Genomic DNA, 24,327 nt, shown 5'->3' with positions numbered 1-24,327 from the left:
ACTGCGGTTTTTTGTTGCAGGGCAGGGCAATGCGCATTTCTCCGGGTATCTATCGGCATTATAAAGGCGCTTTGTATCAGGTGGCGGGGGTTGCCCGCCACAGTGAAACAGAAGAAGCATTGGTGGTGTATCGCTGTCTTTATGGTGACCACAGCTGGTGGGTGCGACCGCTATCGATGTTCCAGGAGCAGGTGGATGTTGCCGGTGAACGGGTGCCGCGGTTTGAGTTCGTCAAGCCGGGAGAATCATTGCTGGATTGGCCGGTACCCGCCTGATGTGGAGTTGTCCGGTTTGTTCCCAGTCATTGTCGGCCGACATTGCGGGCTATTGTTGCCCGGATAATCACCGTTACGATCGCGCCCGGGAAGGCTACACCAACCTGTTGTTGGCCAATCAAAAACGCCGTCCCGATCCAGGCGACAATGCCGACATGCTGCTCGCGCGCCGGGCTTTCCTCGAGGCCGGTTGGTACCTGCCGCTGGTGGAAGAGCTGGTAGCCCAGCTGGCCCGCCGGGCGCCGGGCCAGCTGCTGGACCTTGGCTGTGGTGAAGGTTATTACCTGGCGCAAATGTCTGATCAGCTACCCGGTTGGCACCTGGCCGGCGTGGATATTTCTCGCATCGGTATACGCATGGCGGCAAAGCGCGGCCAGTGGGCTGAATGGGCGGTTGCCAGCAGCAAAAGGATTCCGGTCAGTGACAGGAGTATTGATGCCCTTGTGTCGATCTTTGCCCCGGTCGATGTGAGCGAGTTGCAACGGGTATTGCGACCGGGTGGTTGCGTCCTGCAAGTGGCACCGGGGCCCGAGCATTTATATGAATTAAAAGCCGAGATCTATTCCGAACCCCGTCTGCATCCTGTGCCGGAGGCGCTGTCCGGTTTCACCGTGTCGGAGCAGGTGGCCGTGCAATTTCCAATGGTGTTTAAAGATCCGGCGTCACTGTCCGGATTATTATCGATGACGCCTCTGGCTTACCGCCTGGATGCGGCAAAGCGGGCGCAGCTGTTGGCGCGACGGACGTTTACCGTTCAGGCCGACTTTTGGGTGCGTGTGCTGGAGTTAAATCATGATGCCTGATTTGCCTGCGTTGGAGGACGAGGCGGGTTGGGACGCGCATTGGATGCGGCAGGCGCTTGCGCAAGCTGAATTGGCTGCCGCCATCGGCGAGGTGCCGGTGGGGGCGGTTTTGGTGCGTGACAATCAGCTCATTGCGTCGGCCTACAACCACCCGATCGAAGCCTTCGATCCCACAGCCCATGCAGAAATTGCGGTGCTGCGTGAGGCGGCGCTGCGCGAGGGCAATTACCGTCTGCCGGACACTACCTTGTATGTAACATTGGAGCCTTGTGCCATGTGTGCCGGTGCGTTGGTGCATGCGCGGGTGGCAAGGCTGGTGTACGGCGCCACGGAACCGAAAGCCGGGGTTGTGGAGAGCCAGTCGCAATTTTTGCAAAGCCCGTTTCTCAACCATCGGGTGTTGGTACAAGGCGGGGTGTTGGCTGATCAGGCAGCCGCGCAGCTATCATCGTTTTTTGCCGAAAGACGAAGAAAAAAGAAAGCCCTGAAGTAAACCAGTCTCAGCTAATTCACAGGAGCCCGGCATGGAAGTATGGGGTTTGGTCGGATTTTTATTGATTGCCTTTGCGTTGACCAGCATGGTCATGGGTGTTGCGGCGTTTGTACAAACCCGTGAGCTCAAAGCGGAAATCCGCGCGCTTAAACTGCAAATCGGTCCCCAGTCCAAAGAGCAATCCACTCCCGAATCGGCGCGACAAACTCCGGCATCCAGCAATGAAGTCAGCGACACGGCTGACCTGACATTGGATCTTGACCTGGACCCCTTGCCCCAGGCCAAGCCCGTGGACAGAACTGCGCCTGAACGTGTTGAGGTTGTCGCGCCAGCATCCTGGCTGGATTCGCTGGTCGCGTCGGCCAGGACGCATTGGATGATCTGGTTGGGCGGCGCTTGCGTGGGGTTGGCGGGAATTTTTCTCGCCCGTTACGCAGTGGAGCAGGGGGTGCTTGGGCCGGCCGCCCGGGTCTCAGCAGGGCTATTGACCGGCTTGGTGCTGCACCTGATCGCATTGTGGCTGAGGTTTAAGCGCGGTGCCCATGCCAGCTTTGCGGCACTCGCCGGCGGGGCCAGTATCACGCTGTTTGCCGTTTTGCTGGCTGCACTGCACTGGTATCAGATGTTCAGTGTGCCAGTGGTTTTCGTGTTACTGGCGCTGGTGGCGATCGCCACGCTCTGGCTTGCGCTGTTGCACGGCCCGCTGTTGGCCGCGATAGGTATGCTGGGTGCTTATAGCGTGCCCGCGCTGGTGTCTACTGGCAGCGGCGCTATTCACGTGGCACTGGTTTACAGCCTGATCATTCTGGCAATGGTGTTGTCCTTGTATCGGCGGGTACAGCGCGATTGGCTGTGGTGGGGAGCAATAGCCGGTGCGGCTTTCTGGTGGCTGGTGTCACTGGATTACCCGCTTGTGAACGGGTGGCGTGGCTTCTATCTGGCCCTGGTCGGGCTGGCTTCCGTGTTTATTGGGACTTTGGATTGGAAAGCGTCTTATCAGCGCTACTGGCCAGGGCCTCAATGGTACAGCGACAAACTCGGGTTAACCCTGGCGTTGCTGCTGCTTGCGGTGACGCTCAACAGCTTTGCCGAAGGCTGGTATAACCAGTTTGCCAATACCCTGGCGATGCCCATATTGGTGTTGGCGCTCTGTGGTTTCAGGCGCGATTGGGGGCCATTGGTATTACTCGCTATTGCGTCTGTGTGGTTGCCGTGGCTGCTCTCCCACGGTTATTGGGACGGTAGCCGCTGGCAATTGGCACCGTTAGTCGAGCCATTGTTAGTGGATTTGCAGTGGCATTTGGTTTTTTCGCTGGTGCTGTTTTTCAGTTTGAGTGCATTCGGACTTTACCGTTATCGCAATTGCCATTGGCGTGCGGGTACAACGCTGATGGCGCCGCTTGCTGCGCTGAGTATCGGTTATTGGTTGCTGTCGTCAGACATGCCCACGTGGCAGTGGGCGTTACTTGGGCTTGGCATTGGCTGTTTGTATCTCGGGCTGGCGCCTCGTGTTCTGGCCTCTTTGCGAGTCGTGGCGTTGTGGTTATTCATTGCAGGGCATTTCGGTGTTGGAGTGGCCGCCGCCATGTTGCTGGCTGAAAGTGGCTTGACGCTTGCCTTCGCGGTAGTGATGGTGTCGGTCGCCTGGGTAATCAGGCGTTTCGATGCGCCGGAGTTGGCCTGGGTGTTCAAGTCGTTGGTATTGCTCGTTACTGTCCGTTTATCGGTCAATCCGTTTATCGTTTTCTATGATTCGGCGCCCGAATGGCTATTGCTGAGTTTTGGGCTGGCGACAGTCGCGTGTTTTGTTGCCTCTAAACTGTTTAGCGTCCTTCAGGATTTACGGCGATGGAGCGAAATTGCCACCCTGCATCTGGCGATGCTGAGTGTCTGGTTATTCGCGCGATATTGCCTCAATGGCGGCGACCCATTTGCCACCCGCTTCAGCGCCGAGGAATGTGTGGTGAATGTGTGGTTGTTTGGCGCGATGGCATGCCTGTATGAGCGCAAGGCCTTACTGGATTCCGCACTCAAGCGCTGGTACAGCGTATATAGCCGGCTTCAGCTTGCTATCGCTGCGCTGCATTATGTGGTGCTTGTGCTGGCGGCGTTGGATTCCGCGGCTTGGTTAGTCGATGCCATTTCCGCGCGGCCTGTGTTTAATCTCCTGATGCCAGCGCTGGGTGCCCCGGTCGCGCTATTGCTGCTCGCGCGCAAGCTGCGTGTTGTGCCGGCAGCGCAGTGGCCCTGGGTTACGGCGGCGCTTTCTCTGTTTCTGACCATTAATTTTGAAATCAGGCACCTGTGGCAGGGCAGTATTTCGCTGGTCCAACCCACGGGTAACGGCGAGCTTTACAGCTACTCCATCGTCTGGCTTATGGGGGCGATGGGGTTGATGATCGGTATTGTCTGGCATAGGCAATCCGTCCTATATCGCACGGGTATGGTGTTATTGAGTCTGGTGATCGGCAAGATATTTTTGTGGGACATGGCCGGTCTTGAGGGCTTGTGGCGAGTGGCGTCATTTATGGGGCTCGGGTTCGCCCTGCTGGCGTTGGGCTATTTGCATCAGCGCTTGTCGGATCATGTTAAAGCACCGGATAAACCCTAAAACTGGTACGTCCGTTGCGAAAAAATGCGTTCAAAAAGGTGTCAGAGTCAATTGCCGACAGAGGTGTTGAATTGGGTTTGTAACGGCCGTTGTGAGTAAAAAATCGCCGGATAATGCGGGTTTTGCCAAACGGATCACACTTCTGTTCTGTTCGCTAAAAAATGGGGTCAGAGTGAAATTTAAAATTCGTGCCAGAGTCGAAATTCCCTTCCGCTATCTCACTTTTCTTGAATCCTTCCGTTTGCTTAAATGCTTGCCAATTGCTTAAGAGCAAGAGCAGGCAGTTGATCCTTTCCATAAGGGACTGCTGGAAAGTAATAAGACGTTGTCTATTTTATCGACCTAACGAAAGAGGAATTCTGACATGGCGATTTACATGAACTTCAATGGCAATTCACCCGCTGGCAACGTAACCGCAGAAGGTTACGCTAACTGGATTGAGCTGGATAACTTCCACTTTGGCGTTGGCCGCGCAATCACCATGGAAGCCGGTGCAATGGCTAACCGTGAGGCGACCCGCCCAAGCCTGTCTGAAGTCACTGTGACTAAGCCGCTGGATGCCGCATCCGGTGGTCTGTTCAAGGCTTCCGTAACTGGTGACGAAGGCGTGAAGGTAGAGATTCACGTGGTTCAAACCGGTGCGAACAAAGTTGAGAAGTACGCTACTTACACACTCGAAGATGTGATCATTGCCTCTTACAGCGTGTCTGCCAGCACTGGTGGAGCTCCGGTTGAGTCGATCTCTCTGAGCTTCGCTAAAATTGAAGCGGATCTGACTCACGCAGACAAGACCAACAAGAACACCAAAAATATGCGTGTTGGTTACGATCTCACCAAAGCTACACCTCTGTAAGTCATTTTACAGGGTTGAGGGTCGGCGCCTTGCAATTGCAGGGCCCCGGCCTTTTGGCGTTTTCAGTATTACCTGAAAGCTTCGTCAGTGATTCTGCTTGGAAAATACAAGGATACGTACCGGGTCATGGCAAATCTCACGCAAAAGCACCGTTTAATTCACGTCAATTCCCCGCTGGGCGCCGACCAGCTTATCGCAACATCCCTTAATGGCGAAGAATCGATATCTGGGCTGTTCCGCTATGAGATTGAATTGTGGTCTGAGAATCACGCGATCACCCAAAAAGATTTAGTGGGTAAGCCTTTGACGCTGACGTTAAACCGGGATGGGCAAGAACAGCGACGCTTCATTCATGGCTACGTAAACCAATTTGCGATGCTTGATGTGAATGCCGAAGGGCTGAGAAAGTATCGTGCAATCCTGGTGCCAGGGCTCTGGTTCGCGTCACTCGGTAGCAATAACCGAGTTTTCCACAACAAGACCGCAAAGCAAATAGTGGAAGATGTTCTGGGCGAGTACAGCAAGGTCGTTAAGCTCAGTCTTAAACTCAATGCGAGTTATGCGGTGAGAGAATACTGCGTTCAGTTTGACGAAACCGACTTCGATTTTGTTTCAAGATTGATGGCAGAGGAGGGGATTGCCTATTATTTTGTGCATTCCGAAGGCAGTCTCGAGCTGGTTGTCACAGACGATGCGCAAGGTTTCTACGATCTGCCTGATAGTGTTGTGGAATATGACGGTGGCGGTTCCCATCCAGCGAAAAGCACTATTCACGCCTGGTCAAAACAATTTGCTTACCACACCGGTGGCTTTGAGTTTAAAGACTACAACGAATTTACACCCGACAAAGATCACAAGCTTGAAATCAAGACCAGTAATAAATTGAATGACGTAGCAGCATACAAGCTGCGTACTTTTGGGCGTTATACTTTTGAGCAGGACGCAGATCCTAAACATAAAATAACAGACAAAACCAACAGGCACCGGGCAAAGATGGCCATGGAGTCTATTGAAAGCGGTCATGAACTGGCGGATGCGACCAGTGATTGCGCGGCATTCTGTGCAGGCGGGCGCTTCGAATTAGAGCATTCTCTGGATACGGAGAAGGGTAAGTATCTCATCGTTGCCTTATCTATCAGTGCGGCTGATGGCAATGGCGTTGTGAGCGGTTTCCAAAACCAATTTCGTGCGGTACCTGTTGATATCATGCCTCGTCCTCATCCTCTACGTTATCAGCGAAAGGTTAATTACCCTATGGTGGCAACGGTACTGGAGGTGAAGGCTACCGGCGCCGATAGCTCGCAAGATGCGTATACGCAACTGAAAGTTAAATTTCCTTGGAATAGCCAGCAAAACTCTTGTTGGGTAAGAGTCCAGCAAGCATTTTCAGGTAAAAACTGGGGGGCAAACTTTGTTCCTCGGATTGGACAAGAGGTGATTGTGACCTACCTTAATGGCGATCCTGATCGACCGATTGTCTCCGGTGCAGTCTATAACGCAACCAATACCGGGCCGAATTACACGTCGACGCAGTCGGGGTGGAAGACAGAGTGGGACGGCAGCGCTTTTAATGAATTGCGGTTTGACGATAAAAAGGGCGCCGAAGAGATATTTATGGAGGCGGGCAAGGATCACAACTTTATCGTCCATAATGACCAGAAAGGCAAAATCGAGAATGACCAAACGATTGAAGTGATTAAAAACCGGACGCTAACAGTAGCCGAAGGGAATGAGACGCACACGGTTAAAAAAGGTGATCAGACGATCAGTATTGATAGTGGCAATCAGGCGCTGACGATTAAAAAGGGTACGCAAACAATCGATGTCAAAGGTGCAGTAAAGATTACGTCCAAAGCCTCAATAGAATTGAAAGTGGGAGGCTCTTCGATCAAGTTGACTCCTTCGGGAATTGAAATCAAAGGCACCACGCTGAAGGCAAAAGGTGATGCAACTGCTGAGGTGAAGGCGGGTGGAATGCTGACCATCAAAGGTAGTCTAACTAAAATTAACTGATTGAAATTATGAATGAGTGGATAAAAATTCAGGCACATACTGCAAGGGAGTTGCTCGCGCATTTCGAGATCAGCGAAGAGGATGCTGAGTCTGAAGTGGTGTTGGATACGACGCCTCGTATTTCCATAGAGCGTTTAACCGAGAAAGGTTATTACCTCGATGCAGTCAAATTGATGGCGCATGCTTTGCCAAAGCGTGAAGCCGTCTGGTGGGCGTGCCTGGCTGCACGTGCCGTCCAGACACCGGAAACGGATGAGAATAATCAGCAGGCCCTTTTGGCTGCAGAAGCCTGGGCAAAGAAGCCCACCGAAGCGAACCGACTTCGGGCGAAGATGTTAGGCGAGAAAACCAAATTTCGCACGCCTTCAAGTTGGGCCGCTACAGCGGCATCCTGGAGCGCCGGCAGTATGGCAGGTGACGGTGAGCCGGCGATTTCGCCACCAGAATATTTGTATGCCCATGCCGTCGCTGGCGCGGTGTGTTTGGCCGCGGTGGCGAAGGATGAGGATGCCCCAGAGAATGCCTACAAAACCTTTCTGGCCCAAGGTATCAATATAGCCTGTGGTGGCAACGGAATTGCACCGGTATCAACCAGTATCAAGGAGGCGGTGGCTCATGGGTAAACCGGCGTCACGGATTACTGATATGCATGTATGTCCGGCTGTCACGGGCACAGTCCCTCATGTGGGAGGGCCCATAGCAACCCCTGGTGGACCAACAGTGATTATCGGTGGTCTTCCCTCCGCCACTGTTGGCAGTATGTGTGTTTGTGTTGGTCCACCTGATGGTATCGCCAGTGGCAGCGGTACGGTGCTTATCTCCAATAAGCCCGCAGCCCGCATGGGTGATTCTTGTAATCATGGAGGCAAAATTGTCGTTGGCTGCCCAACGGTATTGATTGGTGGTTAACTACCAGAGTAAATAATAAAAGTTGCGATCTAGGAATGGTTACCATGGAAAGGGTGAAAACTCAGGCGACATTATCAAAAATCAATAAAACTGACGCAGTCGATCCATTAAAAACATTGGTCGATGTCTATTTTGTAGGCAGGCCATTCGGCGACTTGGATCAACGTCAACGTAATGCAGGGCTTTTTGCTCTGGTTGGGAAGAACCGCGCTCGTGCTCGATTGCTGTTAGATCGCACCACTACGCGGATAGCCAAGGGTGTTACATCGGAGCAAGCCCGATCCTGGGTAAAAAAAGTTCAGTCTGCCGGGTGGCAAGTGGCTTTGGTGCGTGGTGGCAATATTTGCTATCGGAGTCCGGTGCGGTCGGATAATCGTGATAATACGCCTATTCAACGAGCCGGAAAGGCGGCGACCGCGGTCACTCTCCGGCGCTCTCCTCAAACATCCAGAGTAAAACTCAAGCGATACGTCGATCCTGATGGTTTCGGCTCCTTTTGTGTGCCAGTGCACTGGCGATCGCTCCCGCAGCTTAATCCAAATGCTTGTTTGGCATTTGGTGATTGTGAGACGGAACTCTATTGGATTGCTATCCGCCAAAGTAAACCCAGTGTGGGTGTCTTGGTGCCATTGAAACAATACGCTGAGGCAGTTTGTGAAGCAGCGAAACATTGGGTTGACAGCGGTCGTATTCAAGGCGAAATACAAATAGTGGAAGGGAAATCTGCGATACATGCACGACTTACGGGTAGGGTAGGTGATAAAGACGTGAGTTATCATATCGGTGTGCACGAGGCCAAAAAGCACTTTTTTTGCAGTTACGGCTGGACCACCACAGACCAGTTTTCGCGTTATCGGTTGCTTTTCAGCGCTATGGCCAACAGTTTTAGCGCGAGTTGATATCAGAAAAAAGCAGTTGGCCGAAGGTTTGATGGCTAATCCACTAAAAAGCCCGCCGAAGGCGGGCTTTTTAGTGGTCGTCTGATCAGCTCAGCTGGTAGGTGAAATCACCTTCCTCTGTAACACCGATATGGAGTTTTTGGATCAGCTCACCATTGGCAAGCTTTTCCAAACACTCGGCTGCCATCGTAGGAAGCAATGTCCGGTTGAGAATGTTTTCGATATTTCGGGCGCCGGTGTCAGATTCCTGGCAGCGGGCGACAATATGCAGCAGAACATCTTCATCGTAGCTGAACGCTGCGCCGTAATGACTCTTGACACGATGTTCAATCTTTCTCATGTTAATTGCCGCAATCTTCATCAGGTACGTCGTCGATCCACGGGGGTAATATGCGATGACATTCGCTCGACCCAAAAACGCTGGTTTGAAGCTGCGCAATAAATGCGGGCGGATATTGTCCAAAAGTACATCCGGTTCAGGTTTTTCTTCCACTTGCTGGAAAATAGCCCGAATTGCATCTTCACCAGCATTTGACGTCATGATTATGACAGTATTTTTGAAGTCAATGTCACGACCTTCACCGTCTTTAATGGTGCCCTTATCAAACAGGTTGTAGAAAATATCCTGTACACCGGGGTGTGCCTTTTCCATTTCATCCAACAGAATAACGGAATAGGGTTTACGACGCGCTGCCTCTGTGAGTACGCCACCTTCGCCATAGCCAACGTAACCGGGTGGAGAGCCTAGCAGCATAGAAACTTTATGCTCTTCCTTGAATTCCGACATGTTAATCGTCGTAATATTTTGCTCACCTCCAAAGAGCTGATCTGCCAATGCCAGGGCTGTTTCAGTTTTTCCGACGCCACTGGTACCACAGAACAGGAACACGCCCACGGGTTTGCGTGGGTCTGTGAGGCCGGCACGAGAAGTGCGGACTGCTTGCGCTACAGCCTCCAGTGCATGGGGTTGACCGATTACCCGTTCACCCAGACGTGTTGCGAGCGATTGGACCGCGCGTATTTCATCATCAACCATTTTTCCAACGGGAATACCGGTCCAATTCGCAATGACTTCGGCGATGGCCTGCTCATCCACGGCCGCTTGCATCAGTGGGGTGTTGCCCTGCAGAGCTTTGAGCTTAGTGGAAAGCTCTACCAGGCTGTGTTGCAGGTTTGAGAAGCTGTCATCGCTGATCAAGTCTTCTTCTTTACCGGCAAAATGGGCATCGATGCGTTGATGAATTGCTTTGATTTCATCAATTAGGGCGGTTTCTTCAACTAACTGCTGCTCGAGTTCAGACAATCGCGATTCGGCGGCCTGCTTTTGGCTATGCCATAGATCAATATCTTCTTGCTGAGTGTTACTGGCCGCATGTTCTCTTTGCAGGCGTTTTAACGTGGTTTCGGCGCGTTCTATCTGCCGACGGCAATCTTCAATTGCGCCGGGTGTTGCAGACTGGCTGAGTGCAACGCGGGCACAAGCGGTATCCAGTAAGCTGACAGATTTGTCTGGAAGTTGCCTGCCGGGGATATAGCGATGGGATAATCTGACCGATGCGATTATGGCTTCGTCCAGTATCCGGACCTTATGATGTTCTGTAAGGCTTGTGGCGATACCGCGCATCATATCGATAGCTGTGGCCTCGTCGGGTTCTTCCACCTTGACCACCTGAAAGCGTCGGGTCAGGGCTGGATCCCGTTCGAAATACTTCTTGTATTCCGCCCAGGTTGTGGCTGCAATGGTGCGTAACTCGCCGCGGGCCAGTGCTGGCTTGAGTAAGTTTGCCGCATCGCCCTGACCTTCTTTTCCGCCTGCACCAATCATGGTATGCGCTTCATCGATGAACAGGATAATCGGGGTTAGCGAAGCGCGTACTTCTTCAATGACGCTCTTGAGGCGATTTTCGAATTCACCTTTAACGCTTGCGCCTGCCTGTAATAGCCCGAGATCGAGTGTTCGGACCGCAACGTTTCTGAGGGGTTCAGGTACATCGCCTTGGGCAATGCGCAAGGCGAAGCCTTCTACAACGGCGGTTTTCCCAACGCCGGCTTCACCGGTCAGGATTGGGTTGTTCTGGCGACGGCGGGTAAGGATATCGATGCATTGCCTGATTTCATCGTCACGTCCTAATACAGGATCGATCTCTCCCTTTTTTGCGCGCTCTGTGAGGTTGATGGTGTATTTGTCCAGCGCAGGCGATTTGGAGACTTCGATACCTGCAGGGTCAACAGCAGACCTGCTGGACTCGGTCCGTGGTAGCTCTTTACCGGCACCAATTAGCGCGCGAGCTGCCTCCCTTAATGATTCTGGAGCGATAGAGCGTAACTCTTTGCAGCCGGTGAACAATTGATCTTTGAGCTGCCCATCCAGCAATGCTGCAGTGATCAGATGGCCCGAGGTGATAGCGCCGTGGCCATATTCCACAGATGCAAGCATCCACGCATATTTGGCAGCATCCACCAGACTGGTGGACAGTGCTGCAGGTCGACTGCTGCCGGTTTTGAATTTTCCGATAGCCGTGCCCAATTCGCGTGCGAACTGTGGCACGTCGATTTCAAATTTTTCCAATACCAATTGCAGGTCGGACTGGCCGTTATCGAGAATTTTAATCAGCCAGTGTTCAAGCTCTACATGGTAGTGACTTTGCGCCATAGACAGACCGGCGGCCCCTTCGAGTGCATCCCGCAACGCAGGTGCCATCCGGTCAACCAATGATTTCAGATTGATGTTGATCATGTTATATCCCTATGTATTCGCTAGCTGTAAGCCTTCTTCTGGCTGTTCGATGGATTGAGACAGGTGGATGTCGATGGACTCGATGGCGTCAATCTTGTCCGCGTGTAAATGGGTATTCCATCCCAGGGTGGGTTGATAATCGTCTTCTTGTACTAGCCTGCAAGGTGGAACTTTGCTTTGTGTAGTGGTTATGGCAATGTCAAATTCAAGTTCTGTTCCTACTGCAAGCTTGATCATTGACTTCAGGGCTTCCAGCTTGCGCGTGCCGGGGGCCAGTTCCATGAAACGCTTGTATGGGAGTGGCGCTATCACTACTGAAAACTTGCTTTGCGCGTGATAACAATAGCTGCCGATGACTGTATTGACACCCAATTGATTGTTGATCCCCAAACCCGTTTCTTCATCGGGTAAGCGGCACGCCACCTCCGGATCTAAAGGTTGCCATTGACCCTGAAATTGACTGATGTCGACATCCAGTCCAAACGCATGTCGGATCATGCCCTTTAAATCGCTGGCCGTAGTCGTTTGACGCGCGAAGCCGGATGTAAGGCCGGCAATCATTTCGTCCGGGAAGGGTAGTCGGTAATGGAGCTCCGATGTGCCCAGTCCAGCCAGGCTCAGTATTGCATTGGTAAATAGATCTTTGTGAGATTTACCTGACTGTCGAGCACGTTCATAGTTTACTGGTAGGCGGTATTTGTGCCAGGCCTGATGAAACAGAGATGTGGAACGGTGATTGAAAAGGTCAAAAAAATCCTTAAGCGCGGTATTTTTACTTTTTTGTTCTTGCTGAATAATTTCGCTGAATCGATAGGGCAGGACACCTTGAGCGCCAGCTAAGCCAAAAAAGCTTACGTTCATCAGCCAGCGTATCTGTTGCTCCCCAGAAGCAGACTCCTCCCCATTGGGTTCAGTTCCGATGGAAAGAATGTCCTCCCCGATAAAGTGCAGTTTTTCAGAGCAGGTGAAGCGAATGGCTTCCTTGCCGGGCTGAGCCAATGCAGCTACCGGCGCCCTGGCATATTGCTGGGAGTGATCCTGAGCACTGGCCGTTTCAAGAATTCTTACCGCCTGAAAAAATTCGAAGCGATGAGGTTCCTGTTTTAACTGATCGATCAGAGCAAGGTCTTTTCGCCGGCGCGGGGTGGCCATCGCTTAAACTCCTTGTCATGCCCGGTGAAACTCGCTTTTAGACGGGTAAATGAATTAATGGAACAATAAAGGCCAAGAAAGTGTTCTAAAACACTGGCAAGCAAGAGTACGCTAACGCCGTTCAGCATTAATTTGTCAAATTCTATGTGCACGGCGGTGCCCCGACACATAGATACCATGCCGTCGACCTGAATTGGCGCAGTCATACTGTTGGTTTTAAGCCGAGCGATAGACTCAATAATTTTGCGTGTCGATGAAGAGTTTTTGAAGTCATACAATCGCAGTATTTCTTTCAAAGCATCCGTTGAACCCTGGCCGTCTGACAGGGAAAGGTAATTAAGGTTAAGGTGAGAGATCAGGCGCCAGTATCCTGCTTCTCGTTGAGGCGGGCGGATGGCTGCTGTTGGTGTTACTACACAGCTGATCCGCTCGGCAGGCAGGCTATCTTCGATCACCTGCATATAGGGTTGGCCTCCGCCTGTTGGTAATCTCTTTGGCAGGTTCCGGTTTGAGCTGGTAGTTTGAATCTCCAGAGTGTGGTCGGTGATGGAAAACGGCGAGTAATTCAGGTTCACCAGACTGATGTCCACTTCAGATGCGGGCTCATTGAGGTGTTCGCCTTCAACCACAGGCACCCTGCGGGTGAACCAATAAGCAATTTGAGACTCGCTGTCTGCGTGGTTCAGTCCATAAAACGGCTTGTAGCTGATACTTTGTCCGGTGCTGTTCGTGGCTGTAACTTTATCAATGCTATACACTTCAAGTCCGTCAGCTCTGCGTGCATCCGGGACAATCCGATAGTTATACTCGGTATGGTTTAAGGGAATTGGGTCTGCTGTTTGTTTGAACAGGTTGATTGCGGGCGTGCAACCCAGCGAAAACATGCTGGCGTTGATCTGATTTTCAAGCTCAGTGTCTGATTCAGAAAAATAGATATAAAGATTCAGGTCGTTGTTGTAATTGCGTACATATTCCTTAATTTCCACAATGTCAATGAATAAGAACTTTTCTGGAAAACAGAAATACTCGGTGAGTATTCTATAGCCTTCGAACGCATTTTGCGGGTAGGGGATTAAGGCCTCGTGCTCGCTGAATCCCACGGGTCGGAGTGCAGTGGACGGAAGGAATACAGGGTTGGGGTCAGTTTCGCTTTTAGCTAATACCAGTCTTAAGGTCTTGGTAAATAGCATGTCGTACAGCGGATTCACATGTTGTGGCAGGCCTCTCAGGAAAAACCGCAATCGATGGATGCCTAGATCGGAAAAGCATATTTTTTCTGACAATGTAGAGAGTGAAATTTTTAACACGCCGCCTGCACCGGCAATATCGTTTGATCCTGGTGCAATAAAAGGCCTCGGCATAAGGCTTGCGTGCGTAACGGTGGCAGGTAACAGATCTGCGTCTGCCGTGGTCTGAAACTGACATGTCTGCCCCTGAAAACTTTCAGATTCTATCGCCAACCCACGGTTAACCGGGATGTACTCATCCAGTTGGGCCGATGGTTCGAATTGGACGATGCAGGCGCTGGGAAACGGTCGTAAATAGTGAGGGTAAACCGTATCCAGAATTGCATCTGTTAATTCGGGAAAGTCGTCATTCAGTTTTTGTTGTACCCGGGCATTGAGGTAGGCAAATCCTGATAGTAGTTTTCCTACCAGCGGGTCATCCACTGCATCAGATGACAGTTGAAGGCGAGACGCAGCTGCAGGATGTTTTCTGGCAAACTCTCCAGCACTTTGATTTATAAAGGCCAGCTCTTTCTCATATTGTAGTAGTAGTTCGTCACTCATCATTGAATCTCGGAAATATCAACGCTTTGCTTTATTAAATCCAAGGCAGAATCGAAGATAATAAGCTCGGGTGCCGGGTTGGTGTGAAGTACAGCTTCAATTCGGAAAGTAATAAACGGGTTTTCCGGGTCAATCTTGCTATCGGATTGAACCTTTACGGTCTTGATTCTGGGTTCAAAGGTGAGTATCGCCTTTTCAATATCCCTGCAAAAACGTTTGCGTTGTTCTTGTGCGGCAAGATTGATCGTAGAAAGGTCTGGGAGTCCGAAATTAACAAGACTGGATTTAAGGTGATTGCATCCGTCCGGTGGTGAAACGCAACGGAATCGGGTGTTAAACAGTATTTCAAGATCCCTTCGGACGCTTTCTCGTAATTGTTTCAATAGCTGGTGCGGCTGTGCGTTGATGCTCGCCTGATCCATTAATCGATCAAGCACCGGAACCAGTAATTTTTTATCTGCACTTTGCATCATGTTACTTTACTGTACCTACAGATCCCGCTGACAAAGATGTAGTCAGTCTTAATTCGGAAACCAGTTGGTCGACGTTGTAGTGGGTTTTTAGGTGAATGACGCTTTGGTAAATGCCCGGATTGCCGGGTTCTTCGTGTACTTCGACTCTCGCCTCCCGCAATGGATAACGCGCAAGCATTTCCCACGACAGATCATCACGCCCGGTGGTATAGCGATCCAGCCACTGCTGTAACAGGCGTTCGCACTCGTCTGCTCTAATGTAGGCGCCCACCTTGTCACGGATCATTACCTTTATGTATTGGGCAAAACGTGATGCACACATTACTTGCTGTAACATCGCGCTTATTCTGGCATTGGCGTCCGCCGATTTGTGGTTAAATCGTTTTGGTGCCTGAAGTGAAGGCATGGCATTGAAAGCCGAATAGGGTGTGTCGTAACAGTGGCATAGGCTGATTAACCCGTGTTCTGTGAGCTCTCGTTCCTGAAAATCCGTTATCAGCACCTGCGTATTCATACGGACTCTTGCCGGATGTGTATCCGTGGCAAAGGTCTCGCACGGAAAACGACTCACCAGTCCGCCACCGTGATAATCTCTGGCGACTCCACGGATGTGCGAGAACCAACCCACTTCCGCAAATTCCCGAATCAGTACGGTTCCGATAGCAAAGCAGGCGTTGCCCCAAAGGTAGTCGGTGCTATGGGCCTGATGATACTCCTGAAACCGGATGCCGCGAAAAGACTGGAACTTTCTGTTGTATGGCCTTCGCATCAATACCTTGGGTAAGGCAAGCGCGATGAATCGGGTGTCATCCTGACTACGCATGGCGTGCCACCGGGTGTATTCTTTGTGTTCAAATACTGAGCTGATGTTGATTGCCTGGCCCAGAGCCTGAAAGCTATCAAGTCCGAATAGCCTGGGTGACGCTCCGCATATAAATGGCGCGAACGCGGCAGCCGCTGTGCGACTAATGCCCTGCAGTGTCGCAATGTCGTCGTGAGGGTGGTCTGCATCTGGTTTATGGCTAACCTCGTAGTCACCCAGTAACACGCCAAATGGCTCTCCACCCGGGGTGCCAAATTCGAGGTTGTACACCAGATGAAAAAGTGCTGACTGATCAATGTCAGGGGCGCGCTCTATATCCCTGACCAATTCTCGCCAACTCACGTCCAGTAGCTTGATTTTGATGTTCTCGGCTATCCCACTGGCATCTACTTGCTGCCAAAGGCCAAGCCAACGTGCCTCCAGTGCCTGAAAGCGTCCATGATGGATGATCGCGTTCAGTTGCTCGCAAATCAATTCGTCTATCTGGGCAATTTGTGCATTGAGGTAGTTCCGTAGACGTGCGCCACGGTAACCGGGAGGGCAGACTGCAAGCCAATGGGTGAATGCGTCACGACTGTTTTCCGTTGCCAGAAACCTGCTCAGCTGGTCAGGGTGAAGGCCGATGCGAATGTCGTCCCTACGGGCAAGCTGGCCTTTGCTGGCGTCTATGGCGTCGGTAAGTGCAGACAAGGTTCCAATCCTGGGAACTGGGTGGTGAAGCAACCCCGGCGCAGGTGCGCCGGGGTGAATGCTTTAGCTTGGCGTTGGAATATTGGCTACCATACGCATGGAGGTGGTCAGCTCTTCCATTTGCAACCATGGTTTAAGGTAGGCAACAGCGCTGTATGAGCCTGGCTGGCCAGGAATCTCTTTGACCTCCACTCTTGCCTCGGCCAATGGATATTTGGCTTTCATTTCGGCAGAAGCTTCAGGGTTGGAGTTTGTATATTGCGCGATCCATTTGTTGAGCCAACGCTCGCAGTCGCTTGCCTCCATGAATGAGCCAACTTTGTCCCGTGCCATTACTTTCAGGTAATGGGCTATACGGGAAGTGGCCATCAGGTAGGGCAGGCGTGCTGAAATGGACGCATTGGCCGTAGCATCAGGGTTGTCATATTTCTTTGGCTTCTGGGCGGTCTGTGCGCCGAAGAAAACCGAGTAGTCAGTGTTTTTGTAGTGACACAGTGGCAGGAACCCTTGCGCAGACAGCTCGGCTTCACGGCGATCGGTAATACCAATTTCAGTTGGACACTTGATATCTGTATCGCCATCGTCGCTTTTGAACAGATGGGTAGGCAGGCCTTCGACCTTGCCGCCACCTTCTGCACCGCGAATAGCGGTACACCAGGAGTTTTCTGCAAACGCTTTGGTGAGTGTTGCTCCCATAACGTAGGCCGCATTCATCCAACAGTATTGATCGTGCTCGGCAGCCTTGGACATGCCTGACGCATCCTGATCAAACTCCTCAAAATTGAATGATTCCACCGGCTTGGTAGAAGCGCCATATGGCAGGCGGGATAATACCCGCGGCATTACCAGAGTAACAAAGCGCGAGTCATCGCTGTCGCGGAATGAGCGCCATTTGATGTATTCAGCCGACTCAAAGATCGCACCCAGGTCACGTGGTTTGGACAGTTCGGTGAAGCTGTCAAAACCCATCATCTCTGCGCCTGCGGCCGAAATGAATGGGCAGAAACCGGCAGCTGCAACATTGGACATTTTGGTCAGGAGTTCGATGTCTTCGGGGTGATTGCTGAATTCAAAGTCCCCGATCATGGCACCATAGGGCTCACCGCCAGCCGTGCCGAACTCTTCCTCGTACATCTTTTTGAAAATCTGGCTTTGATCAAACTCAACGGCCTTGTCCAGATCGCGGAACAGCTCGCGCTTTGACAGGTTAAGCATACGAATTTTGAGTGTCTTGCCTGTTTCGCTATTCATCACAAGATGATTCAGGCCGCGCCAGGAACCTTCCAGCTTTTGGAGTTTTTCCTGGTGCAGAATGGCGGACAGCTGTTTGGACATGGCCACGTCGATGGCATAGACGGCTGCGGTAATGGTTTTAGTGAGATTCTTATCCCAGGTAACGGTGCCCTGCATGACCTGCTTGGTCAGGTTTGAGAGCAGGTCTTGCGCTTCTTCGCGAGACGTCTGTTTGGTATGGCTGAGTGCTTGCTCAAGCAAACTGGCGGAGCCCGCTTCCTCAGCGGCTGCATTTTCAACTACGGCTTCAGTGCTCATTCTTACTCTCCCTTTTCGGCCTCTTCAGAAATGCCAAGCTCTTTGGAAATGTCAGTAACGTTATCGGCGTTCTTAAGGATTTCTTCCAACACCTTTTCAAGCTCTTCGGATCGATCAGCTTTGCTCAGCAGGTCCCGCAGTTTATTGCGAGCCTCCAGTAACTGTTTTAAAGGCTCCACCTGGTCGACAATGGCTTCTGGGCTGAAGCTATCCATGCTTTTGAAGTCCAGGTTGACGCCCATTTTGCTGCCATCGCCGGCCAGCGTGTTTTCCACCTGGAGTTCAAGCTTTGGGTTGACCTTGGCCATGGCTTCGTTGAAGTTGTCGCGATCAATTTGAACAAACTTACGGTCTTTCAACGCTTTGCGGGACTCGGCGTTGTCTCCTGAGTAGTCGCCCATTACACCAACTACAAAAGGCAGTTCTTTTTTGACTTCTGCGCCATTGGTCTCTACGTCGTAGGTGATATGAACGCGTGGCTTGCGTACACGCTTCAGTTTATTGTGAATACTTTCTGACATACTTGGATCTCCTTTCCTGAAGATAGAGAGCGTTAAACGTTATTCAGGCTACCAGCCCATACTTGCTTCGTTTTGTTCAGCTTCGGCAGCAGGTGCCGCCTGACTGGGTGGGTTGGCAGCTTGGGGCGCAGCCGCTTTGGGCGGAGCGATATAAGTTGCCGTATCTGACCCATCGAGTTTGACCCCGGTGAGTTGAGAAAAAATACCTTTGGCCGAATCTTCTGGCAGGAGCTCCATCATGAGTTCCGCGACGGTCATACGGCCCCATGTTGCCAGCCGCTCAAGCCCAGGGCCAATGGGGGAGTGTGGTTCATAACGTCGGAAGTACTCGGCAACGGTTTCCAGACGCTTAAGAGCATCTTCACGGTCGCTGATGGCACCGGAAGGGGCGCTAATGCCCGTGACGGGTAATCCGCTTGTGCCGGCTGCGTCCGCACTTTCGCTTTCTGCAGCAGCATTTTGGGTCGCTTCCTGTGCTACCTGTGCGGCTTCGAGTTTTTCTTTGTAGATGAATCGCGCCGTGCGCAGAAGCTCTTCCAGTAAGTTGGAAATATTTGAGCTGGGCGGCGCCTCATGGTCGCAGTGGCTGCGCAGTAAAGCCTGTGAGGATTTGAACAGGTCAAGACATTCTTCGAGAGTTTCGACCACACTGACTGCTTGCGGCACAGCGGTGGCGGCGATGGTATCGCTGATACTCTTCAGGCTATAACCGAGGCTGTCAAAACGACTGACTTTTTCGTCCTCATCCACAATGCGATCCGCATCACGCGCTTGCTGGTATTGCCACAGTGAAAAAGCGCCTCCGGCTTCTTCCAGTGTAATCGGCATGTTTCTGAGTGGCGCGAGCAGCGTGCCTTCACCGCCATCGCCATTGAGGCCGGTTAAGGGGGCGACCTTAGTTTCTATCCCATCCTCATCGGGTTGCGGATAGAGGCCCTCCCAATGATCTTCGATCAGCTTTTTGATCAGTTGTAAGCCGTCGCGCAGGCCGCTTAAACCGTGCAGGCGGATCAATGCCTCGGTGTACCAGCAACTTACCTCCAGATCCTTACTTGTTTCGCGGAGAATTGCGGGGGCCAGGTCAGCGACCTGCTTCCAGGGGGACATCAGATCTACGTCTTCATCAAACATAGCTGAGCGTTCAGCCGCGCGGGCGTTGTTACGCGCGTCTTTGATGGCATAGTAAAGGGAGTTGGGCGAGCGATCTGCGCGTAAATCTGAACCTTGAGGCTCGTTCTCACTGATGGGCGTGAGCAAACTGTCGAGATCTATTACGTGCTCCATAGACATAAATCGTTTCCTTCGAAGATGGCTGGCGTCAGTTTTCCAGCGTGTCCATTCGTCCTTGTTGGAATTTTGTCCGTTGCGGTGACTCTCCATCGCAGGGCGCTAGACTACACGCTGTATTAATTCTTTAGAAGTATTTTCAGTAAAAGCGGCTATTTTTCAGGCGCCCCGCGACCCGAGTTGGTACACTCGTTCTCATCGTGAATTTTTGCGTGCTGTGCGTCGCATTTATCGCCAGTGACCGGTTAGCATTGATGAAAAATATTCCCCTTCAGGAAGGCGTGATGAAATAAATTCTGTCACTTCATCTGTACTTGCGTACCAATAGCTTGTGCTGGAAAAGCTGCATCGTGCCAGGCCATAAAGCAAACCCGATGCTGCTGCCCGTAGACTGTTCTGGTTGCTCACAAGCAGTTGAGACTGTTCGAAAAAGCTCGAAGTGTAAGGCGCAGGGGACAGCGGTGGCACGGCGTTATCGAGGCGTTCCCATAGTTCGTCAACACTCAGCCCCTGCTGCAGTGCATCAATTGCCGTTTGCTCAATCGTTTCAAACGCCACGGCATTGTTGATCAGCAGGGAAAATGGATCCTGATCAGCTGGGACCGTTGTTGCTATGGTCAATGGAAAGTACCGACCTACAGAATCCACGCTTGGTACCAGCAGACCGATCCAGCTGTTGGCATCGATAATGCCCTGGCCTAGGGAAAATCGCCACATGGGGCTGGTGAGGTAGTTGTCCAACCAGTTTTCGCCGAGTTGGTCCCTGCTGTCGCTGATCGCGCGCTGCAACCAGTCATCCCAGTGACGAATGAACTGGCTCTGCAGGTTGCGCTCAATGAAGTCGCCGTGCGCGGGTAGTTTCCCGTATAAACCAAAAGCTAATTTTTTCACAGGTACTGTGGGCAGTCGTAATTTTTCAGAAGTTGACGATCGAATGGATTGACGCCAGTGTTGGCAACCAGGCGAAATTCGGCACGGCGCCCATTTTCCTCAAACACGATATGTTTAATGCTTTTGTTGCCGGTCTCATCGATATGTGAGTCATCCAGCAATCTAAGCCACGACCAGTCGCCTTCGTAGTGCTTGCGGTGCACCGTTTCATTGAGATCTTCAAAGATAACCCTGACCCGCATGTCTTCGCCACCTGTCCACTTCATGGGCTTGAGTGTGCGTGGGCCATGGGAGTAATTCACCCGGTTTTCGCCTAGCTCAAGTGCAAATAAGCGAACACCTGAGTCAAGCTTTGTGGGCTCAATTTTGAATTGCATGCTCGCGTTCGGGCCGCCAGAAAAATAGGCGCGTCGAATATCATCGGCCTGCCTGAATTGTCGCAGGCTTTTATTGGAAATTTTGAGTGATTGGCCTTCAAGACTTTTCACGGTCCAACGGCGAACATCGATAAAGTGGGACAGGTAGCTATTCACAAATTGTTGTTCTATCCCGCCAGGTTTGAAATAACGATTGAATTCACCGACGGGTGTTTCAAATTCTACATGAGAAGCCATGGGGTAGCGCCCCTGTAAATTACTGCGATAGCTGCTGAATACTTGCTCGTGCCAAATCTGATCTATATGCAATTTCGTTTTCGCAAGTAGAAGGCCCCATGTCTGATCGGCAATGGCGTTTATCCATAGGTTCAGTGGCTCTGGAGCGCCTTGCGCTTTTACCCTGAGTTGCTTGATTTGGCCGCCGCCACCGTTGCCAAACCGCGCTTTCGCTGCCACGAACGCGGCTTCGTTGGAGTCAGGAGCACTGTCAATTTCCATCAGAAACTCTTTCAATTCATCCAGCGCTGCGAGGTAATCCTGAATTTTCGCGGGTCGATTATCAGCGGTCTTTACTAGGCGGTGTATCTCGTCGAATTGCAGATCAACCGGCGTAGGCGGAAGTCTGGATGCTAAGGAGCCCAGTGCCTGACCACCCAGGCTAGCCACGGTGGCAGCCCGCCCACCCGCTATTCTTGCTGCCGCACCCGTGTTGATGTCCAAATCCAGACTTGGTGTAAGCTCAGTATTCTCGGCAGTAATTTGGATCAGCGCGAGTAAGGGCGAGGATATCGGATCGGCCCACTGGTCGAGCAAGTCAATTGCCTGGTGAGTTGAATTAAGGCGAGTTAATTGTACCGCCGCCAGTAGCTTGTTCCATTCGTCTGCATAGCGAGTCATGTAACGTTTTTTGACCTGACCAATGATCTGCTCTCTATCGGTTTCGGTCAGATCCTGGCTTGCGAGATTCCCACCGTAGATCCAGCGGTCCTGATCCAACTGGTCCAGGAGAGGGGATTCGGCCGTGAAGTCCAGCTCTTTGTAGCTCGCTTTAGTGTAGAGCAGGGGGATGCGAGCGCTTTCGCTGTTGCTATCAAGTCCCAGGTCCTCTGGTGAGCCAAGGCCGAGGGCTTCTGTAATGGAAACCTCCGTCTGGCCAAGGTTGCCAGATTCGAGGCGGCCGAAGATACGCTGCGCCACCGGCATCCGAGCCAATTGGCGTCGGCTCTGTTGTACCAGTCGTGTGTCCGATACGAAGTCCTGTGGCACTGGCTCCTGAAGCGCTTTCAATAAATGCGTATTCAACGCCTTAAGTACCGTTGCTTTGCCGGTAAGTTGTTCGGTCCAGAGTTTGTTGGTTTTTTCACCGATCGCAGCCAAATCCCGTCGTTCGCTGTCGAATAACATAAGATAGAGCTTCAGACTGTCGATAAGTTCGGCGTCTTTATACTGATCTTCGCGAACCTTTGCAGCAAGGGTTTTGGCCAGTAACGGATAGAAATACTCTCTCAGTTTGGCGCTGTAGAGGCGGTCGGCAGCGTGATCTACACTGGGATCGTAAAGCCCAAGATTTTGCAGCCAGGGATGATCGTCCTGGTCATAAACACTGGATGCATGTGCGAGATGTTCAAATGCTTTGGCGACGGTTTCCAGGTCAGGGGTAGCTTGGCGAAGGGCGGGTTCCAATGTCTGAAACGCGTCGGTGGCCTGGCTGACTTCGGCCATCTTGATTTTATTCTGAGCGAGGCTTCCGGACCACAGTAGCAATGTGCCGGCGGTCGCCAGCGTTAATGCTGCCATGGCGGCTCTTCTGCCCCACAAGAGCGAGGTTTCGATTTTCTTGTTTACGCCAACCAGTTCCGATTCTGGGAATATGATGTGCTTAAGGAGTCGGTGCAGGAAAAAGCTTTTGCCGGAATTGTTTTGGACCTTGCCCATGTCACGATCAAGGCCAAAATTGGCGGAGACGCTGGCCATCATCCGATCAATAGGGGAGCCTTCCTGTGTTGCACTGGTGAAGTAAACACCACGCAGTAGCGGTTGTGTGTCATAACGATTGCCCGCAAAAGTCTGCTTCACAAATTCGCTGATAACTTCCGATAACGCCTCCATGCGTGCAGGAAATGCCTGCAGTACTGCTCTGCGGTCCAGATTTCGCTCCTGCTGAACCCGCCACAGTACCCGTTGGTTTAGGCGTTCAATCAACAGATCAAATTCTCCGCTGAACCCGGCGATGGCTTGATCAACATCTGCGTCTGTGGAGTAGGGGAAACTTACGCCCCATACCTGCTCTCGCTCGGCCTGCGATAGGTTGGAAAAAAACTCGGCGAATCCAGCGACTAAATCACATTTGGTAAAGGTAAGATAAATGGGGAACCGGATACCAAACTCCTGATGCAGCTCGTTAATACGTGTGCGCAGCGTTTTAGCTTGGTGAGTGCGTTGCTCAGCAGTCTGGACCATCAGGTCTTGCAGGCTGATCGCGAGGATTGCGCCATTAATCGGCCGCCGGCGACGATGTCTTTTAAGCAGGTCTATAAACGCTCGCCATGCAGTGTTGTCGATGGCGCGATGGCTGTCCTGGGTTGTGTATCGGCCGGCCGTATCGATCAGCACGGCATCGTTGGTAAACCACCAATCGCAGTTACGGGTGCCGCCAACGCCTGCCAGGGGTTTTTGATCGGATTGTTTGGCGAGTGGGAATTCCAGGCCGGAATTTATCAGGGCTGTGGTTTTGCCGGCACCCGGCGGGCCGATGATGATATACCAGGGAAGTTGATAAAGGCTAAGGGCCCGGCCTCCCTTTTTGAAGCGTGCTTTTTTGAGGGTCACCATTGCTTCGCGGAACCGCTGGGCAATGGTCTCTAACTCTTCGCGGCTGCGCTCTTCATCGGGGGATACGCTCTCCGGCTCTTCCTGAATAGACGCTATGAGTGCGTCATTCTGACGACGCTCGAGTACCAGAGTGGCTATTTGCCAGACAATCCATATCAGCCAGCAGACCCCGATAATCGCGATTCGCGTCGTACTGCTTAATGTGTGGTTGTCCTCTCCGAATTTGATGTAGTCAGCACCAAACCAAACAACGCAGGACAGCGCGAGCAATCCCAGTATCCCCAAAGTCCATTTATGGGTAAAAAAGTCCGCCAGGCGTTTCATGCCAATCTCCCTTGTGCCCAGAA

At 51.9% G+C, this 24,327-nt stretch carries 19 protein-coding genes; 9 read left to right on the top strand and 10 right to left on the bottom strand.

Going from position 1 to position 24,327, the window contains the following annotated elements; all coding sequences use genetic code 11:
* Window positions 1–29: 29 nt before the first annotated feature.
* The 9 genes from M5M_RS04490 (at window position 30) to M5M_RS04455 (ending at window position 8,856) form a co-directional block, all read left to right on the top strand.
* Window positions 30–275 carry a DUF1653 domain-containing protein gene (locus tag M5M_RS04490; RefSeq protein ID WP_015046282.1) on the top strand — a complete coding sequence of 82 codons (246 nt, stop codon included), beginning with the start codon at window positions 30–32 and terminating at the stop codon, window positions 273–275.
* Window positions 257–1,078 carry a putative RNA methyltransferase gene (locus M5M_RS04485; RefSeq protein ID WP_015046281.1) on the top strand — a complete coding sequence of 274 codons (822 nt, stop codon included), beginning with the start codon at window positions 257–259 and terminating at the stop codon, window positions 1,076–1,078. The genes M5M_RS04490 and M5M_RS04485 overlap by 19 nt, the downstream gene beginning before the upstream one ends.
* Window positions 1,068–1,571: a tRNA adenosine(34) deaminase TadA gene (tadA, locus tag M5M_RS04480; protein ID WP_015046280.1), complete on the top strand. Its 504-nt coding sequence runs from the start codon at window positions 1,068–1,070 to the stop codon at window positions 1,569–1,571. Before M5M_RS04485 ends, tadA begins: the two co-directional genes overlap by 11 nt.
* 31 nt (window positions 1,572–1,602) lie before the next feature.
* Window positions 1,603–4,182 (top strand): DUF2339 domain-containing protein, encoded by a 2,580-nt coding sequence (locus M5M_RS04475; protein WP_015046279.1) that lies wholly within the window; start codon window positions 1,603–1,605, stop codon window positions 4,180–4,182.
* A 364-nt stretch (window positions 4,183–4,546) separates the two neighbouring features.
* Window positions 4,547–5,035 carry an Hcp family type VI secretion system effector gene (locus M5M_RS04470; RefSeq protein ID WP_015046278.1) on the top strand — a complete coding sequence of 163 codons (489 nt, stop codon included), beginning with the start codon at window positions 4,547–4,549 and terminating at the stop codon, window positions 5,033–5,035.
* Between the two features lie 126 nt (window positions 5,036–5,161).
* Window positions 5,162–7,048 carry a type VI secretion system Vgr family protein gene (locus tag M5M_RS04465; protein WP_015046277.1) on the top strand — a complete coding sequence of 629 codons (1,887 nt, stop codon included), beginning with the start codon at window positions 5,162–5,164 and terminating at the stop codon, window positions 7,046–7,048.
* Between the two features lie 8 nt (window positions 7,049–7,056).
* Entirely contained in the window at window positions 7,057–7,671 is a 615-nt protein-coding gene (locus M5M_RS04460) for a DUF6931 family protein (protein WP_024330520.1), read from the top strand.
* Window positions 7,664–7,957 carry a PAAR domain-containing protein gene (locus tag M5M_RS19830; RefSeq protein ID WP_015046275.1) on the top strand — a complete coding sequence of 98 codons (294 nt, stop codon included), beginning with the start codon at window positions 7,664–7,666 and terminating at the stop codon, window positions 7,955–7,957. Before M5M_RS04460 ends, M5M_RS19830 begins: the two co-directional genes overlap by 8 nt.
* Window positions 7,958–8,001: 44 nt before the next feature.
* Window positions 8,002–8,856 carry a Tfp pilus assembly protein, major pilin PilA gene (locus tag M5M_RS04455; protein WP_015046274.1) on the top strand — a complete coding sequence of 285 codons (855 nt, stop codon included), beginning with the start codon at window positions 8,002–8,004 and terminating at the stop codon, window positions 8,854–8,856.
* Between the two features lie 85 nt (window positions 8,857–8,941).
* Here the strand turns inward: M5M_RS04455 and tssH are convergent, their stop codons facing one another.
* From tssH to tssM, 10 genes are all read right to left on the bottom strand, one after another.
* Window positions 8,942–11,593, bottom strand: coding sequence for a type VI secretion system ATPase TssH (tssH, locus tag M5M_RS04450; RefSeq protein ID WP_015046273.1), 2,652 nt, complete (start codon window positions 11,591–11,593; stop codon window positions 8,942–8,944).
* A 9-nt stretch (window positions 11,594–11,602) separates the two neighbouring features.
* Window positions 11,603–12,745: a type VI secretion system baseplate subunit TssG gene (gene tssG / locus M5M_RS04445; RefSeq protein ID WP_015046272.1), complete on the bottom strand. Its 1,143-nt coding sequence runs from the start codon at window positions 12,743–12,745 to the stop codon at window positions 11,603–11,605.
* Entirely contained in the window at window positions 12,709–14,538 is a 1,830-nt protein-coding gene (gene tssF / locus M5M_RS04440; protein WP_015046271.1) for a type VI secretion system baseplate subunit TssF, read from the bottom strand. The genes tssG and tssF overlap by 37 nt, the downstream gene beginning before the upstream one ends.
* Window positions 14,535–15,008: a type VI secretion system baseplate subunit TssE gene (gene tssE / locus M5M_RS04435; RefSeq protein ID WP_015046270.1), complete on the bottom strand. Its 474-nt coding sequence runs from the start codon at window positions 15,006–15,008 to the stop codon at window positions 14,535–14,537. Before tssE ends, tssF begins: the two co-directional genes overlap by 4 nt.
* Window position 15,009: 1 nt before the next feature.
* The gene (gene tssC, locus M5M_RS04430) at window positions 15,010–16,521 is read right to left on the bottom strand and encodes a type VI secretion system contractile sheath large subunit (RefSeq protein ID WP_015046269.1); all 1,512 of its coding nucleotides are present in this window, start codon (window positions 16,519–16,521) and stop codon (window positions 15,010–15,012) included.
* A gap of 63 nt (window positions 16,522–16,584) precedes the next feature.
* The gene (gene tssC / locus M5M_RS04425; protein ID WP_015046268.1) at window positions 16,585–18,072 is read right to left on the bottom strand and encodes a type VI secretion system contractile sheath large subunit; all 1,488 of its coding nucleotides are present in this window, start codon (window positions 18,070–18,072) and stop codon (window positions 16,585–16,587) included.
* A gap of 2 nt (window positions 18,073–18,074) precedes the next feature.
* Window positions 18,075–18,593, bottom strand: coding sequence for a type VI secretion system contractile sheath small subunit (gene tssB, locus M5M_RS04420; RefSeq protein ID WP_015046267.1), 519 nt, complete (start codon window positions 18,591–18,593; stop codon window positions 18,075–18,077).
* 48 nt (window positions 18,594–18,641) lie between these two features.
* Window positions 18,642–19,883, bottom strand: coding sequence for a type VI secretion system protein TssA (gene tssA, locus M5M_RS04415; protein WP_015046266.1), 1,242 nt, complete (start codon window positions 19,881–19,883; stop codon window positions 18,642–18,644).
* A 225-nt stretch (window positions 19,884–20,108) separates the two neighbouring features.
* Window positions 20,109–20,771, bottom strand: coding sequence for a type VI secretion system-associated protein TagF (tagF, locus tag M5M_RS19315; RefSeq protein ID WP_015046265.1), 663 nt, complete (start codon window positions 20,769–20,771; stop codon window positions 20,109–20,111).
* The gene (gene tssM, locus M5M_RS04405) at window positions 20,768–24,304 is read right to left on the bottom strand and encodes a type VI secretion system membrane subunit TssM (protein ID WP_015046264.1); all 3,537 of its coding nucleotides are present in this window, start codon (window positions 24,302–24,304) and stop codon (window positions 20,768–20,770) included. Before tssM ends, tagF begins: the two co-directional genes overlap by 4 nt.
* Window positions 24,305–24,327: the final 23 nt, after the last annotated feature.

Source organism: Simiduia agarivorans SA1 = DSM 21679, from assembly GCF_000305785.2.
GTDB classification, from domain to species: Bacteria; Pseudomonadota; Gammaproteobacteria; order Pseudomonadales; family Cellvibrionaceae; genus Simiduia; species Simiduia agarivorans.
Note: the sequence above shows the minus strand (reverse complement) of the source record. Positions and strands in the feature narration are given on the sequence as shown.